This window comes from Ralstonia sp. SA306 (assembly GCF_054792405.1).
Window position 1 is genome coordinate 1,879,604 of the sequence record NZ_CP096451.1, and the last position, 15,255, is coordinate 1,894,858.

At 59.2% G+C, this 15,255-nt stretch carries 13 protein-coding genes; 7 read left to right on the forward strand and 6 right to left on the reverse strand.

Features of this window, described 5'->3' with window-relative positions:
- Positions 1-83: 83 nt before the first annotated feature.
- From M1D44_RS08995 to M1D44_RS09015, 5 genes are all read left to right on the forward strand, one after another.
- Positions 84-1,355, forward strand: a complete 1,272-nt coding sequence (locus M1D44_RS08995) for an O-antigen translocase (RefSeq protein WP_316853792.1) — start codon at positions 84-86, stop codon at positions 1,353-1,355.
- A 90-nt stretch (positions 1,356-1,445) separates the two neighbouring features.
- Complete coding sequence (locus M1D44_RS09000) at positions 1,446-2,657, forward strand: glycosyltransferase family 4 protein (RefSeq protein WP_316853793.1); 1,212 nt, start codon at positions 1,446-1,448, stop codon at positions 2,655-2,657.
- A complete protein-coding gene (locus M1D44_RS09005) occupies positions 2,657-3,814 on the forward strand; it encodes an EpsG family protein (protein WP_316853794.1) in 1,158 nt (385 codons plus the stop codon). The genes M1D44_RS09000 and M1D44_RS09005 overlap by 1 nt, the downstream gene beginning before the upstream one ends.
- A gap of 365 nt (positions 3,815-4,179) precedes the next feature.
- Complete coding sequence (gene mutS, locus M1D44_RS09010) at positions 4,180-6,834, forward strand: DNA mismatch repair protein MutS (RefSeq protein ID WP_316853795.1); 2,655 nt, start codon at positions 4,180-4,182, stop codon at positions 6,832-6,834.
- A gap of 5 nt (positions 6,835-6,839) precedes the next feature.
- A complete protein-coding gene (locus M1D44_RS09015; RefSeq protein ID WP_024976025.1) occupies positions 6,840-7,916 on the forward strand; it encodes a hypothetical protein in 1,077 nt (358 codons plus the stop codon).
- 48 nt (positions 7,917-7,964) lie between these two features.
- On the opposite strand, the gene M1D44_RS09020 is transcribed toward M1D44_RS09015, so the two are convergent.
- Positions 7,965-8,492 (reverse strand): FKBP-type peptidyl-prolyl cis-trans isomerase, encoded by a 528-nt coding sequence (locus M1D44_RS09020; protein ID WP_024976026.1) that lies wholly within the window; start codon positions 8,490-8,492, stop codon positions 7,965-7,967.
- Between the two features lie 11 nt (positions 8,493-8,503).
- Between M1D44_RS09020 and M1D44_RS09025 the strand changes: the two genes are divergently transcribed.
- Complete coding sequence (locus M1D44_RS09025; protein ID WP_024976027.1) at positions 8,504-9,733, forward strand: ribosomal protein uL16 3-hydroxylase; 1,230 nt, start codon at positions 8,504-8,506, stop codon at positions 9,731-9,733.
- A gap of 238 nt (positions 9,734-9,971) precedes the next feature.
- Complete coding sequence (locus M1D44_RS09030; protein ID WP_080693654.1) at positions 9,972-10,217, forward strand: hypothetical protein; 246 nt, start codon at positions 9,972-9,974, stop codon at positions 10,215-10,217.
- A gap of 155 nt (positions 10,218-10,372) precedes the next feature.
- On the opposite strand, the gene M1D44_RS09035 is transcribed toward M1D44_RS09030, so the two are convergent.
- The 5 genes from M1D44_RS09035 to M1D44_RS09055 form a co-directional block, all read right to left on the reverse strand.
- Entirely contained in the window at positions 10,373-11,158 is a 786-nt protein-coding gene (locus tag M1D44_RS09035; RefSeq protein WP_316853814.1) for an MBL fold metallo-hydrolase, read from the reverse strand.
- 34 nt (positions 11,159-11,192) lie between these two features.
- On the reverse strand, positions 11,193-12,389 hold the full coding sequence (bamC, locus tag M1D44_RS09040; protein WP_112185215.1) for an outer membrane protein assembly factor BamC: 1,197 nt from the start codon (positions 12,387-12,389) through the stop codon (positions 11,193-11,195).
- A gap of 71 nt (positions 12,390-12,460) precedes the next feature.
- A complete protein-coding gene (gene dapA / locus M1D44_RS09045; protein ID WP_316853796.1) occupies positions 12,461-13,345 on the reverse strand; it encodes a 4-hydroxy-tetrahydrodipicolinate synthase in 885 nt (294 codons plus the stop codon).
- Between the two features lie 118 nt (positions 13,346-13,463).
- The gene (locus M1D44_RS09050) at positions 13,464-14,030 is read right to left on the reverse strand and encodes a class I SAM-dependent methyltransferase (RefSeq protein WP_316853797.1); all 567 of its coding nucleotides are present in this window, start codon (positions 14,028-14,030) and stop codon (positions 13,464-13,466) included.
- 10 nt (positions 14,031-14,040) lie between these two features.
- Positions 14,041-15,243, reverse strand: coding sequence for a tryptophan--tRNA ligase (locus M1D44_RS09055; protein ID WP_024976033.1), 1,203 nt, complete (start codon positions 15,241-15,243; stop codon positions 14,041-14,043).
- Positions 15,244-15,255 lie beyond the last annotated feature (12 nt).

A 15,255-nucleotide genomic window follows, 5' to 3' on the forward strand; every position in this document is an offset into this window, starting at 1 on the left:
ATTCTGTGCCCAAGCCTCCTCACCCCACCACCCTCTTCATCCACATTGATTTTCTGTGCAGCAAACAGACCTGAGGTCGATCAGTGTCCTTCATTAAATCAAGCGCGAGCTTTGCCATCTCAACTGCCGTAAAAATCGCGGCTGGCCTGTTAGTGATGAAGACAATGGCGTGGCAACTCGGCCCAGAGCGCTTCGGTGTTTTGGGCCAACTGATGACAGTCGTTGCGATCAGCAGCATGTTCGCAGGCGGAGGCATTTCTGTAGGTCTGACCAGACGTTTATCCGAACGGCTGGAAAACAGAAGTGTGCTGCATCAACGCCTAGGCGCCGCGACGGTGATATATCTAAGCACATCACTTCTGGTGACAGCAATTCTTCTGGCTGGTGACACAGAAATATCGCAATACGTCTTTAGTGATACTGCCTTCAAAAAGGTATTCTGGATGCTAGCACTCTGTTATTGGAGTGCCGGCTTCTACAATCTATCACAAGCCGCATTCAGCAGCCGCCAAGACGTTCCGGGCATCGTCATGATCAATGTGCTCGGAACAATTTTGGGAACAGGCTTATTCCTTGCACTGTTGATGAAGTTCGGATTTACCGGCGCCGCATATGGAATCGTTCTTCTTCCGGCAGCCAACGGTATCGCTGCATTATGGTTTTCATCCAGGCGGTTACCAGCCGACTGGCGCCGACTTCACTGGAACACCGACAAGGCCGAGCTCAAAGAGCTAGCTTCGTACAGCATCGTGATGCTAATTTCGGCAGCGACGATTCCCTGCGCGCAGTTTCTTGTACGGAATTTATTGGGTGCCCACGTGGGGTGGCAGGAGGTTGGTTATTGGCAAGGCATGCTCAAAATTTCAGACGTGTACATGCAATTTGTGGGAGTCGTTCTCGCAAGCTTTGTACTACCTCAATTTTCATCTGCCAATAGCATAACGGAAATACATAACGTCTTAAGGCGAGCTCTTACAACGCTCGCGCCCTTAGCCATAGTCGGCCTGCTGCTCGCATACTTCCTCCGACATACCATCATCCAAATTCTTTTTAGCCCATCGTTTTCTCCAATGGCTGATCTCTTTCTTCCCCAGGCCATTGGGGATCTCATGCGAATTTTCTCCTCTACTCTTACTTACGTTTTTCTGGCACGCGGATATCGGCGCATCGCCATAGCATCAGAATTGATACAAGGAGCCGGACTTTACGTCTTTAGCAAATTGCTAATTTCAACGTTACTAGGAAATACTCCAGTTTATGCATACGGAATCGCTTCAGCAATTAATCTCACCAGCATGCTTTTTGCCTACCAATGGCTGCATAGAGAAATGAAGCAAGTCCGACAAGCCTCATAGGATCTAGACACCTAAAATGGAACAACGTTATCATGGCTTGCAAAAATGCACGATAAAAAAACGGGTGTTTATGTGACAAAAGGAAATGAAATGAATATCCTTGTTCTTTGCACTAAATTTGCGATGAGTGAGTCCGACGGATCTCTCTCAAATGATTTGGTAGCTGCGCTCACCCAAGCAGGTCATCGAGTTACGGTAATATGTCTCGAGTGGTCCGGGACTACGCGCGCGGAAGTCAAGACGCTATACGGTAGCGCCACCATTCTGAATATTCCTGTTGACCTGCAGCGCGCTGCCGCTTGGCCCCACGCAATTCAGAAAGCCTACAAATGGTTTCTCGCCTCTCGCAACGCCATTTCAATGGTGGATGCTGGCCTCCTGGAGAAACACTATGATTTGTTTGTTGGCTTCTCCCCAGCATCTGCATGCTTTTGGCTACAAAAACATTTGCTGAAAAAATTTAAGATCAAGAAAAAGTACATGATCTTGTGGGACTTTTTCCCACGATACCACGCTGAACTTGGATTGATTCCAAAGGGCCCTGTCTACTGGATAGCGAAATATCTGGAATCCAGCGCAATTCGCGATTTCGATACGATCGGAGTCATGTCACAGGCAAATATCTCCTTCTTTCGGAAGGAATTTACAAGTTACCGAGGTAATATTGAGGTTTTGCGCTTATGGGGCCCACAAGCCGTTCCCCCTCAGGGAGATTCCGCCATTATCCGTACGCAGTACGGGCTTGCCCAGAATAGCCTGATTTGCATCTTTGGTGGGCAGCTTATCCCTGGTCGCGGCATCGAGCTTCTTCTGCGCCTTGCCGATGCTGTGCGAACGAAGCTACCCAATGTTTTTTTCGTAGTAGCAGGAAAAGGACCGCTCGAGCATTATTTAACGGAGAACTTGGAAAATGGAAAACATCCAAATGTTCGATATCTTGGCCAATTACCTCGGGAACAATATCTCCAATTCCTGACTATTTGCGACATCGGATTGGTATTCAACTCCGGAACAGTGACCGTACCTACATTCGCCTCTAAAACGATTGATTACCTCCGCGCCGGCAAGCCGATCTTAGGAGCCGTCGAGGCCAACACCGATTATAGCGAAATTTTAGAAAATGAAATAAAAGCGGGATATTCGTGCGTCACCACTGACATCGAACAGCTTATAGCGAACCTGACAGCCCTCTGCGAAAACCCAAAGATGAGACAAGAGATGGGATTAAACGGACGGCAATATTTTAATAAATACATGACATCCCCCATAATCTCCAATCAAATTACCAACTCAAGTTCCTGATGGAATTTTATTTTTTTATTGCCATCCTCTTTGGGGCCGCAAGCGTTTTCTCGGGCGTCACTTCACGGCGAACGCCAGCATTAAACACATTACTACTCATAATTTTCTGGTCAATAGCCGCACTTCGCTATGATACAGGCTATGATTGGTTAGTATACAAAAATTACTTCAATCAGTTTTTCGAGAATTCATTTGGCCCATCGACGGGAATAGTCCCAATGGAGCCGCTGTACAGACTCGCCAATTACCTAATTGCCATTACATTAGGAGATTTTCAATTTATCTTCTTGGCAGTCGCGACATTCAATACCTGGGCGATATCAAAGCTACTAGAAGAGGCAAACACTAATAAAGCGCTTTGCCTTTTCCTCTATTTTTGCACGATATACTTGGCAGTGCAGATGGGCGTCACAAGACAATCTATCGCGATTTCATTCTTCTTACTGGCAATCCTTGAGGATGCGAAGGAGAATCGTCTGCGGGCGTTGGTTTTCTGCCTTTTAGGAATTGGATTTCATTACTCCGCGGCCATGTACTTGTTGGTTTTTCTGAGAGGCTTAACAAGAAAAATTCTTCGCTCGCCTCGGATTTTTTGCGGAATTTTACTTACGATATACATTTCCGGGATAGGACTTGCCTCCCTTCTTATTGAAACAATCTCCAGAAGTAGCATTCCCTTCATTTCGGAAAAAATCGCGTTCTATCTACCATCAGGACTGTCCTCTCGAACGCCAGCGTCTGCGGCATACTTGCTGATCAGTATGTCGGTCTTTCTCTGGACGAACTCGACGATTCGGAAGAAAAATCGATTCCAGGAATTACTGTTTGGAGCGATCGTACTGCAGATTGCGCTCGAGAGCCTTTTTTTCGATGTGCCTCTATTTTGGAATCGCGTACAGTACCTAGCAGTGCTTCCTCAAGCGATCCTGCTTTCCCAGACCATTGACAGAAAAAATCTGGCCACGCGAGCAGTTTCGCTCGCTGCATCATGTGCATTCGGGGTGGCGCTTCTGACTTATCAGTTAACAAACCCTTTAATTGCGCCTTATATCCCCTACTACTCCTATCTTGAATATATGGCAACAGGATATCCTGGCACGGGGATGGATCGTGCAATCCAATATTATGAGACGGTTGATAGCGCTCAAGAGCAATAACCTGCCCTCACGAATGACGGAATAAACTCACTACGTCCGCCCGCAGGAAGTCCGCTTCCAGCGGTTCGAACACATACGGCAAGGCATCCGGTGCCGAGAAAGGGGCGATGGCTCACTACGTAGGCAAAGTGAGGCGAAACGGATCGGCGGTCGCGGTCTGGGTGTTGAGGCCGATCGTCTCTCATCCAAAACTGCCCGCCCCTCCCAAACTGGCGCAGCCCGGCGTTCCGACGCTTAACGGACGGACATTCCGCCAGGAAACCGCTGTCCACCTGTGCAACAATTGCGCGATTCAACACCTTCCGCGCGCGACCCAATCCGATCTGAGCGGGTCGCACGCCGCGCTTTAGTACTCATTGCACCGCATGGCTGAACACTCCGCTCCTGCTCTGGAGATCGACCCGAAATACGGCCCCTTCGACAAGCACACCCCGATGATGCAGCAGTATTTACGGCTGAAATCGGGGCATCCGAACACGCTTGTCTTCTATCGCATGGGCGACTTCTACGAGCTCTTCTTCGAAGATGCCGAAAAAGCCTCGCGCCTGCTCGATATCACGCTCACCGCACGCGGCAGTTCCAACGGGCACCCGATCCGAATGGCCGGTATCCCGTTCCACGCTGCCGAACAATACCTCGCCAAGCTGGTTAAGCTGGGCGAATCCGTTGCCATCTGCGAACAGATCGGGGACCCTGCCACGACCAAGGGACCGGTCGAGCGCAAGGTCGTACGTGTCGTCACACCCGGCACGTTGACGGACGCCGCGCTGCTCTCCGACAAGGTCAACAACCACCTGCTGGCCATCGCGCACCTGCCGGGCAAGCGTGGCACCGCACCGCTGATCGGTCTGGCCTGGCTTAACCTTGTCGGCGGCGAACTGCGCGTGATGGAGTGCAGCCCCGACCAACTCGACCGCGAACTCGAACGCATCCGCCCCGCCGAAGTGCTGGCCGACGATGCGACGCTCAACACCATCCAGGTGGATGTTGCCCGCACGCGCCTGCCCGATTGGCACTTCGACGTGGAAGCCGGCACCCGCCGCCTGCGCGAACAACTCGGCGTAGCAAGCCTCGTTGCTTTCGGTGCGGAAACGTTGACGGCCGCGCTCGCTGCTGCAGGCGCACTGCTGAATTACGCAGCAGCCACGCAGGGCCAATCGCTGCGTCACGTGATAGGCCTGACCGTCGAGCATGAGAGCGAATTCATCGGCCTGGATACCGCCACGCGCCGCAATCTGGAGCTGACCGAAACGCTGCGTGGGCAGGAATCGCCGACGCTGTTCTCGCTGCTGGACACCTGCGCGACGAGCATGGGCAGTCGCCTGCTGCGCCACTGGCTCCATCATCCGCTGCGGGATCGCGCGGTGCCGCAAGCACGGCAGCAGGCGATCGAAGTGCTGCTCGGCAGCGATTGGCAAACGTTGCGTGCGACGCTGCGCACGCTGTCGGATGTGGAGCGCATTACCGGGCGACTGGCGCTGCTGTCGGCGCGCCCGCGGGATCTGTCTTCGTTGCGCGACACGCTCGCGCGCCTGCCTGAGATTCGCGAAGAGCTACCGCAAAGCGATGCTGCCCCGCTGCTTGCCGAGCTGTACGCCGCGCTCACCCTGCCCGAAGACGCCCACGCCTTGCTCCAGAGCGCCGTGATGGCAGAGCCGGCGGCGATGGTGCGCGACGGCGGCGTCATCGCCCGCGGCTACGACGCCGACCTCGATGAGCTGCGCGACATCTCTGAAAACTGCGGCCAGTTCCTCGTCGATCTGGAAGCCCGCGAGCGCGAGCGCACCGGCATCGCCAACCTTCGCGTCGAATACAACCGCGTGCACGGCTTCTACATCGAAGTCACCAATGGCCAAGCTGCCAAGGTGCCCGACGATTACCGCCGCCGGCAGACGCTGAAGAACGCCGAGCGCTACATCACGCCCGAGCTGAAGGCGTTCGAAGACAAGGCCTTGTCAGCGCAGGACCGCGCGCTGTCGCGCGAAAAGCTCCTCTACGAAGAACTGCTGCAGAAGCTGCTTCCGCATCTGGCCGAGTTCAAGCGCATTGCCGCCGCACTGGCGCAGGCCGATGTACTCGCAACGCTCGCAGAGCGTGCGCATGCGCTGTCGTGGTCCCGCCCCATGCTGACGGATGCACCCGGCATTGAACTGACGCGCGCACGCCATCCCGTGGTCGAACAACAAGTCGAACAGTTCGTCGCCAACGACTGCGTGCTGCAGGAGGCGCGCAAGCTGCTGCTGATCACGGGCCCGAACATGGGGGGTAAATCGACCTTCATGCGGCAGACCGCGCTGGTCGTGCTGCTCGCCTACGTGGGCGCATTTGTGCCGGCGGAAGCCGCGGCCATCGGACCGATCGACCGCATCTTCACGCGCATCGGGGCGGCCGACGATCTGGCGGGCGGTCGTTCGACCTTCATGGTCGAAATGACCGAAGCCGCTGCCATCCTGCACCGCGCCACACCAAATAGCCTGGTGCTGATGGACGAAATCGGGCGAGGCACAAGCACGTTTGATGGCTTGGCGCTTGCCTGGGCGATTGCGCGCCACTTGCTGTCGCACAATCGCAGCCACACACTGTTCGCCACGCACTATTTCGAGCTGACGCAACTGCCGCAAGAATTTGCGCAGGCTGCCAACGTACACCTGTCCGCAGTCGAACATGGCGACGGCATTGTTTTCCTGCATGCCGTGCAGGACGGTCCGGCAAGCCAGAGTTACGGCCTGCAGGTCGCGCAGTTGGCGGGCGTGCCGCAGCCGGTCATTCGCGCCGCACGCAAACGGCTCGCATGGCTGGAGCAGCATTCCGCAGACACCGGCGCCACGCCCCAGCTCGACCTGTTCGCACTCGCCGCCGATGCGCCCATCGACGACGAAGACGATGCCAACGCCGAAGCGACGGCCAACGCCAACGCGCTGACAGATGCGCTAGCCGGGATCGATCCCGACGACATGACGCCGCGTGAAGCGCTCGATGCGTTGTATCGCCTCAAGGCGCTGACGAGCCCGTCCGCCTGATTCCGATGATCCGGCCCGGCGCAGTTTCCCGCACGCTTCAATGCATTGCCATGACCTTGGCGATGCTGCTGCCGGTGGCTGTACCGGCGGCGCCCAAAGGCGCAAAGCCTGCAACTGACGCGCCGACAGCTTTCACCTTTACGGTGATCGGCAACGTGCCCGAGCGCGCCGAAGATGTTGCCCCTGCGCGCGCGCTGCTGGACGCCATCGACGCCGAACACCCTGCCTTTGTCGTCCACCTGGGCAACCTCAAGGGCCGCGATGAATCATGCTCCGACACGCTGCTCGAAGCCCGCCATGACCTGCTCGACAGCCTGATCGCGCCCGTCGTCTACATCCCGGGCGACCACGACTGGAGCGACTGCCAGCGCCCCGCAGCCGGCAGCTTCGACCCCGTGGAACGCCTGTTGCGCCTGCGCGAGCTGTTCTACCCCGACGACAACACGCTCGGCCAGCGCACCATGACCGTCATGCGCCAGTCCGATCAGGCCAAGTTCCGCAGCTACCGCGAAAACACGCGCTGGACGATGAACGACGTGCTATTCGTCACCCTCAACGTGCCCGGCGACAACAACAATTACAAGATCGCGGGCGGGCGCAACGGCGAATACGAAGATCGCCTAGAAGCCAATCGCCAATGGCTTGCCCGCGCCTTTGCCGTCGCACGCCAGCGCAAGATGGCCGGTGTGGTCATCATGATGCAGGCCGATCCGCTCTTCGAAGACGGCTGGGAGCGGCGCCGCGCGCCCAACCTATTCGACGGCTTGCTGCGGCGCCGCTCGCATGACGGCTACCTGGCACTCAAGCGCCAGTTGCGAACGCTCACACGCGAGTACGACGGCGCCGTCCTACTCATCCACGGCGCGAGCCAGACCTTCATGCTCGACCGCCCGCTCAGGGACGAAGACGGCCGCCCGGACTCGCACGTCATGCGCGCACGCACCTACGGTTCGCCGGTGCTCGATCGCTGGCTGGAAGTGTCCGTCACGCCAGGCCGCACGCCACTGTTCCATATCCGCAGCCGCCGCCTTGACAACACCCCCGCCCCGGCACCGGAAATCACGCCGGCGCCGGTGCAATAAAAAACGGGAGCCGAAGCTCCCGTTCTCGCATCTCGATGGACTTGCCGATCAGTGCAGCGTGTGCGGCTTGTCGTCGTCTTCGTCCTCATCCACCACTTCAAGACCGTTTTCACCGTGCACGTGGCCGTGCTCGATTTCTTCAGCGGTGGCTTCACGCACTTCAGTCACCTTCAGGTCAAAGCGCAGCGCCATGCCGGCCAGCGGGTGATTGCCATCTAGCACGACCTTGTCTTCCGCCACGTCGGTGACGGTGTAGACAATGGCGTCTTCCTCGTCGCCATCTTCCGGCACGCCCTCGAACTGCATGCCAACTTCGAGCGGTTCCGGAAAGCGATCACGCGGCTCGATCTTGATCAGCTCTTGATCGTAGTCACCGAAGGCGTCGTCCGGTTCGAGCTGCAGTTTGGTCTCAAAGCCTTGCTCCTGGCCGTCCAGCGCTTCCTCGATCTTGGGGAACGTGCCATCATAGCCGCCGTGCAAATACACCATCGGCTCATCGGATTCCTCGATGACGTTGCCCTGCGCGTCGGACAGTTTGTAAGCGACCGACACCACCGTATTCTTCGCGATTTTCAATTGCGCACTCCATGAACGAAGTCCCATTATACGCTGCCGATGGCGGCGTCCAACCCGCTCTTCCGGCAGAGCGTCCGGCGCAACTCCTGGGCGGGTTGTCGCCACGCGATTTCATGCGCACGCACTGGCAGAAAAAACCTCTGCTGATTCGGCAGGCACTCTCGCCCGAAGAGATGCGTGCGCTGCACTTTCCACTATCGCCGGAGCGTGTACTTGCCTTGGCGGAGCGCCCCGACGTCGAGTCCCGCCTGATCGCGCAATCGCGCGGGCGCTGGACGTTCAATCACGGCCCCTTCGACGAACGCCCGCTGCCCTCGCGCAAGACACGCAACTGGTCGGTGCTTGTGCAAGGCGCAAACCTCGTCGAGCCCGCGGTCGAAGCCCTCATGCAGCGTTTCCGATTCATTCCCGACGCGCGGCTTGATGACGTGATGATCAGCTTCGCCACCGACGGCGGCGGCGTCGGCCCCCACTTCGATTCGTACGACGTGTTCCTGCTGCAAGCCCACGGCAAACGCCACTGGCGCATTTCCGCCCAGGACGATCTCACGCTCATCCCCGATCTGCCGCTCAAAATCCTGGCCAACTTCCAGCCTGAAGAGGAATTTGTGCTCGAGCCCGGCGACATGCTGTATCTGCCCCCCCACTACGCACACGATGGCGTGGCAGAGGGCGACTGCATGACGTACTCGATCGGTTTTCGCTCACCGTCGTACCGTGAACTGGCCGGCCACTTCTTGGGCTTCCTGTCGCAAACCCTGGAAGACGACCCCAACTTCGAAGGCCGTTACGCCGACCCCGAACAAAAACCCACCGCCCGCCCCGGTGAATTACCGGCTGCCATGGTCAAGGCTCTTGCCCAGAAGCTCAACGCGCTGCGCTGGACGCCCGAACTCGTCGGTGAATTCCTCGGCGCGTACCTTTCCGAGCCCAAGGATCACGTCGACTTCGTCACGCAGCCCCGTTTGCCGCTCGCTCGCTTCACAGCCCGCGCGCGCAAGGAAGGCATCGTGCTCGACGCACGCACGCAGGCGCTGTATGACGCGCACCGCTTCTGGATCAACGGCGATACGTTCGAGCCTTCGGGAACGTTGCTTGCGTGGCTCTCCGCGTTGGCGGACGCACGTCGTGCGAGTGCTGCTACCGTCGATGCGGCGGCCGGTTTGCCGGATCTGATGGATACGCTGCATGCATGGTATGAAGAAGGCTGGCTGAGGCTGGCTGGACCCGCGAAGCGATGATTCCGCGTTGAAACAGATCGTTACAAAAGCGTCTGAATCGCACGTGCGTCAGCCCCGACTCCGCTACACAGGGTAGGTAAAGGTCGCTATAATCCGACGCTAGCTTGCAGGCCGAGCAGCCCTCGTGCGACTTGGCTGCCAGCATAGAAGAAGGTGTAGTACCTGAGCGATAATTACCGGTAATTATTCATCGCCTTTCTGTTGTCCGCTTTCCATATTCAGTTTAAGGATCGAAAAAATGAAAAAGTCTCTCCTGATCGCCTCGCTGATGGCTGCTGTGGCTCTGGCTGCTTGCGGTAAGAAGGAAGAAGCTGCTGCTCCGGCCGCTGCTCCGGAAGCTTCGGCTCCGGCCGCTGCTGCTTCGGAAGCTGCTGCTCCGGCCGCTGCTCCGGCTGCTTCGGACGCCGCTGCTGCTCCGGCTGCTTCGGACGCTGCTGCATCGGCTCCGGCTGCTGACGCTTCGGCTCCGGCTGCCAAGCAATAATCGCGTTTCTCGCGAGACGAAAAAGCCGACCTCTGGGTCGGCTTTTTTCATGGGCGAAATCTGGCGCTGGAGCATTCGGGCAACAACTATGCGGCCCATCCGCCATTCAAAGTTGTTTCTGAATCTTACAAGCTGCTCGATTTGTCCTAGCGCACTCAAACGGTGCGCCAGATCAGCCCCTCTTCCTGATCCGCGATCGGCACGTCTTCGGCACTAGCCCCCAGCGGCACGGCGATCGCCTCAGCAGCCAATAACGGCGTGTTGTTCTGCTTGGACAAATGCGCGGCCACGACCGTATGCAAGGCGTCGTGGCGCACGCGGGTGAGGATCGCAGCGGCAATGTCATTGGCCAAGTGGCCAAAATCCCCGCCGATACGACGCTTCAATGACCAGGGATAGGCTGAATTGGCCAGCATCTCCCGGTCGTGATTGCATTCGAGCACGAGGGCGTGCATGCCCGTCAGATGCGTGCAGAGGTATTCCGTCGACATGCCGGCATCGGTCAGCACACCCAGGCGCCGTGCACCGTCATTGAAAACAAACTGCAGGGGCTCCCGCGCGTCGTGCGGCACGGTGTACGGCAATATCTGCAAATCGCCAACACAGAACATATCGTCGGCGCGGCAGAAACGCACGGCCGCACGGTCGGCGCCGCGCAGGTTTTCCGTGGCGCGATACGTGCCGTGGCTGGTCCAGACGGGGATATTGAACTTGGCGGCAAACGCATAAGCGCTGCCAACGTGATCGCTATGCTCGTGCGTAACGAGGATGGCGCTGAGGGATTCCGGCGCACAGCCCAAGCGTTCGAGCCGCCGAACGGTCTCGCGGATACCAAATCCGCAATCCAGAAGGATGCGCGTGCACGTCGCTCCGCTCGCGGATTCGACGAGCAGCGCATTCCCTTCACTGCCGCTGCCAAGGCTGGCGAATCTCAGTGTCATCGCCCACCCAGGCAGCCGTACTGCATGACGCCGATTACCGCAGTTGCTCGTCGAGCAGCGACAGGATGCGCTTGCCGATATCGCCGGTCTGCGCGGAGCCATCATCGTTCTGCACCAGCACCGTCGACGACGTACCTGCGTCCTTCACAACCACGCGGTAACGCTTGGCGCGCTTGAGGTCCTCGATCTTCGTGCCCGAGAACAGGCGCGAGAAGAAGCCCGGTGCGTTGGCTTCGGCACGCGTATCAGCGTAGCGGACGAAGTACACGCCTTGCGAGCGGTCGCGATCATCCACGGTGAAGTTCACGCGGTCCAGTGCCAGGCCCACGATACGCCAGGCGCGATCGAAGGGCTCCGGCACCTGCAGGACCGGCTGGCCATTCGATTGCGTCAGCAGCGACGGGCCGGTACGCGGGGCCGGTTCAGCCTTCGTGCCGTCTTGCACCGGATGCGCAGCCTGCGTTTGCGCAAGCTTCTGCTGCGCGGCTTCCTTGCTGGCGCCCAGACGCTGCATCAGGCGCGAGAGGAATTCGGCCTCGAGTTCCGGATCGGCCGGACGCGGTGTCCACACAGTCTGGTCCTTGGACGACCCGACCAGTTGTTCCTGCGCGCCGCGGTGTGAGATGTAGACCTCGACCATGCCATTCGGTCCCTTCTCGATGCGGGTGCGGAACTTGTCGCGCTCCGACGTCGAGTACAGGCCATCGAACACCTTGCCGACGGTGCGGCGGATGATGTCCTGCGGAATCTTCGCGCGGTTCTCGGCCCAGTCGGTTTCCATGATGCCGGTCTCGGGCGAGTCGATCACCAGCAGGAAGCCCAGTTCTTGCCAGAAGGTGCGCAATTGCGGCCACAGAGCATCTGGCGTGGTCTTCACGACCAGCCAGCGCTGATTGCCATCACGCTCGATGCGCATGTCGGACACGGCGGGCAGCACGTTGTCGGTGCCCGAACCAGGCGTCGTGACCTTGGGCGCCGTCGACGTGTAGGCCGAGAGCGTGGTCGTGCCCGTATCAGGCGCGGCATAGCGGCGGTCAGCCTGGATGCCGGTCAGGTCGGGCGGGACTTCAAGCGTCGGGCCCTTCTTTGCCTGCGATTTGTAATCGATGCGGTCCGGCTGCATCACCTCATTGACGGTATCGCAACCGGAAATCAGGGCAACCGACAGCGCGGCCAGCAACAGTTGAGCGGACGTCGCCACAGCCCCGCGACGGGTTTGGTGCAGTTTCATTGACTTGCGATCCTTCAGATGAGAACGATGGCTTAAGGGCCCAGAAGCGCCTGGAAGGGGCCTTGAAACAATCAGGAGAGTAGCCCAGCATCCTTCAGGGATGCGCGTACAACCTCGTGATACTGGGGTGCCAGCGGCGTCAACGGCAGGCGGATGCCGCCCTCCATCTTGCCCATGGCTTGGAGAGCCCACTTGACGGGAATCGGGTTCGACTCGACGAACAGGTTCTTGTGCACCGACAGCAATTGCATGTGAATGCGGCGAGCCGTTTCCACATCGCCGCGCATGGCAGCCGCGCACAGTTCGTGCATGGCGTGCGGCGCCACGTTGGCTGTCACGGAAATGTTGCCGTGGCCGCCCAGCAGCATCAGCGCGATGGCCGTCGGGTCATCCCCGCTATAAATCTTGAACGAGGCCGGTGCGCCCTTGATGAGGTGCGCCGCGCGGTCGATGTTGCCGGTGGCTTCCTTCACGCCGATGACGCCCGGCACTTCGGCCAAACGCAGCATGGTTTCGACCGTCATATCGGCCACCGTGCGGCCCGGCACGTTGTACAGAATGACGGGCAGATCCACCGACTCGGCTACCTTGCGGAAGTGCAGGTACATCCCTTCCTGCGTCGGCTTGTTGTAGTACGGCACGACCTGCAGGGAGGCATCGGCGCCCACTTGCTTGGCATAGGCCGTCAGCTCGACCGCCTCGGTGGTGGAGTTGCCGCCGGTGCCCGCAATGATGGGGATGCGCTTGTTGGCCTGCTCGACCGCCACGCGGATCAGCTCACGGTGCTCTTCCACCGACACGGTCGGCGATTCACCGCTGGTGCCGACGATCACGATGCCGTCGGTACCTTCGGCGATGTGCCAGTCGATGAGCTTGCGCAGGGACGGGAAATCAAGGCTGCCGTCCTCGTGCATGGGCGTGACGATGGCGACGAGACTGCCGGAAATCTGGATCATGGTTTCGAAAGCAGACAAAAGCGTGAACGTAAACAGTCGGATTGTACCGGATCGTCAGAACGGATTCGCCACATCTGGGACCCGCCAAGAGACGGGTAAGCCGCCGTCCTCAGCAACTTCAAAGTGCATAGCGCGACGCAACCGTCCCCGCAAGCTCACGAACCGCGCAAACCCGCTGCACGTAAGCATCTCGGGGCGACGCGAGAAAACCATCTTCGTAGCCGATTACCCGCAGTTGGCCGCGCACCGCATCGAGCAATTCGCCCGGCGCCAGCAGGAATGCCGGATTGGACGGCTTCCCGACGGTTTCGTTTCCGACGGCGAAGGTTTCGTAGATCAGGCGGCCGCCCGGCGCGACGGACGCCAGCAAACGCGGCCAGAGCGGTCGGTGTAAGTAATTCGTAACGACGACGGCATCGAAAGTGGCCCCGGCGGGCAACGGCCACGGGTTGCCTTCGATGTCGGCGACGATGGTTTGGGCGATGCCAGCGAGACCCGAAAGCGTTGCCGCGTCACGGTCGATGCCCGTCACTTGCAGGCCACGTGCAGCGAGCCAACGTGCGTGGCGGCCGCTGCCGCAAGCCACATCCAGCACGGAGGCGCCGGCCGGCAGTTCAGCCGCCCAACGCGCCACCCACGGTGACGGCGCAGCAAGCGTGTGCGGATCCAATGCGGCAGCAGACATCAACGGCCCATCAGCTATATGTCAGACCCATCGCCTCGCGCACCTCGCGCATGGTCTCTTGCGTGACCTTACGGGCGTTGTCGCAGCCATCGGCGATGATGGCGCGCAGCAATGACGGATCGTCCATGTATTTCTGGGCGCGTTCGAGCATCGGCTGCTGTTCGCGCAGAATGCCCTCGATCACGGGCTGCTTGCATTCCAGGCAGCCGATGCCGGCGCTGCGGCAGCCCTTCTGCACCCACTCTTTCGTGTCGGCGTCGGAGTAGACCTGGTGCAGTTGCCAGACCGGGCACTTGTCCGGGTCGCCCGGATCGGTGCGGCGCACGCGGGCCGGGTCGGTCGGCATGGTACGGACCTTTTTCTCGACGGTTTCCTTGTCCTCGCGCATGCGGATCGTGTTGCCGTACGACTTGGACATCTTTTGGCCGTCGAGACCCGGCATGCGCGATGCCTCGGTCAGCAGCACCTGCGGCTCGGGCAAGATGATCTTGCGGGCACCTTCCAGGTAGCCGAACAGGCGTTCGCGGTCGCCCATCGAGAGGCTCTGGGATTCGGCAAGCAGTGCGCGAGCCTGCTCCAGAGCCTCATCTTCGCCACGCTCCTGGTACGCGGTGCGCAGTTCCAGATACAGCTTGGCGCGCTTGCCGCCGAGTTTCTTAGCCGCTTCCAGCGCTTTCTCTTCGAAGCCCAGTTCGCGGCCATAGAGGTAGTTGAAGCGGCGGGCAACTTCGCGCGTCATCTCGACGTGCGGCACCTGGTCTTCGCCCACCGGAACGAAGCCGGCGCGGTAGATCAAGATGTCAGCGGCCTGCAGCAGCGGGTAGCCGAGGAAGCCGTAGGTGGAGAGATCCTTCTCCTTGAGCTTCTCGATCTGGTCCTTGTACGTCGGCACGCGTTCGAGCCAACCCAGCGGTGTGCCCATCGAAAGCAGCAGGAACAGCTCGGCGTGCTCGGGCACACGGCTCTGGATGAACAGCGTGGACTGCGTCGGATCGACGCCGGCAGCGAGCCAGTCGATCAACATTTCCCACACGGATTGCGCGATCACCTCGGGTGACTCGTAGTGCGTGGTCAGCGCATGCCAGTCGGCGACGAAGAAGAAGCACGGGTACTCGGCTTGCAGCCGGACCCAGTTTTTCAAGACGCCGTGGTAATGCCCCAGGTGCAGAGCACCGGTCGGACGCATGCCGGAGAGAACGCGGTCAGGAAACATGTGGGAAATGGA

Coding starts and splice junctions, on each gene's coding strand:
- M1D44_RS09035 (WP_316853814.1), bottom strand. CDS start 11,158: ATGACACTGAGATTCGCCAGCCTTGGCAGCGGCAGTGAAGGGAATGCG.
- bamC (WP_112185215.1), bottom strand. CDS start 12,389: ATGAAACTGCACCAAACCCGTCGCGGGGCTGTGGCGACGTCCGCTCAA.
- M1D44_RS09050 (WP_316853797.1), bottom strand. CDS start 14,030: ATGTCTGCTGCCGCATTGGATCCGCACACGCTTGCTGCGCCGTCACCG.
- M1D44_RS09025 (WP_024976027.1), top strand. CDS start 8,504: ATGAACGAAGTCCCATTATACGCTGCCGATGGCGGCGTCCAACCCGCT.
- dapA (WP_316853796.1), bottom strand. CDS start 13,345: ATGATCCAGATTTCCGGCAGTCTCGTCGCCATCGTCACGCCCATGCAC.
- M1D44_RS09005 (WP_316853794.1), top strand. CDS start 2,657: ATGGAATTTTATTTTTTTATTGCCATCCTCTTTGGGGCCGCAAGCGTT.
- mutS (WP_316853795.1), top strand. CDS start 4,180: ATGGCTGAACACTCCGCTCCTGCTCTGGAGATCGACCCGAAATACGGC.
- M1D44_RS09030 (WP_080693654.1), top strand. CDS start 9,972: ATGAAAAAGTCTCTCCTGATCGCCTCGCTGATGGCTGCTGTGGCTCTG.
- M1D44_RS09055 (WP_024976033.1), bottom strand. CDS start 15,243: ATGTTTCCTGACCGCGTTCTCTCCGGCATGCGTCCGACCGGTGCTCTG.
- M1D44_RS09015 (WP_024976025.1), top strand. CDS start 6,840: ATGATCCGGCCCGGCGCAGTTTCCCGCACGCTTCAATGCATTGCCATG.
- M1D44_RS09000 (WP_316853793.1), top strand. CDS start 1,446: ATGAATATCCTTGTTCTTTGCACTAAATTTGCGATGAGTGAGTCCGAC.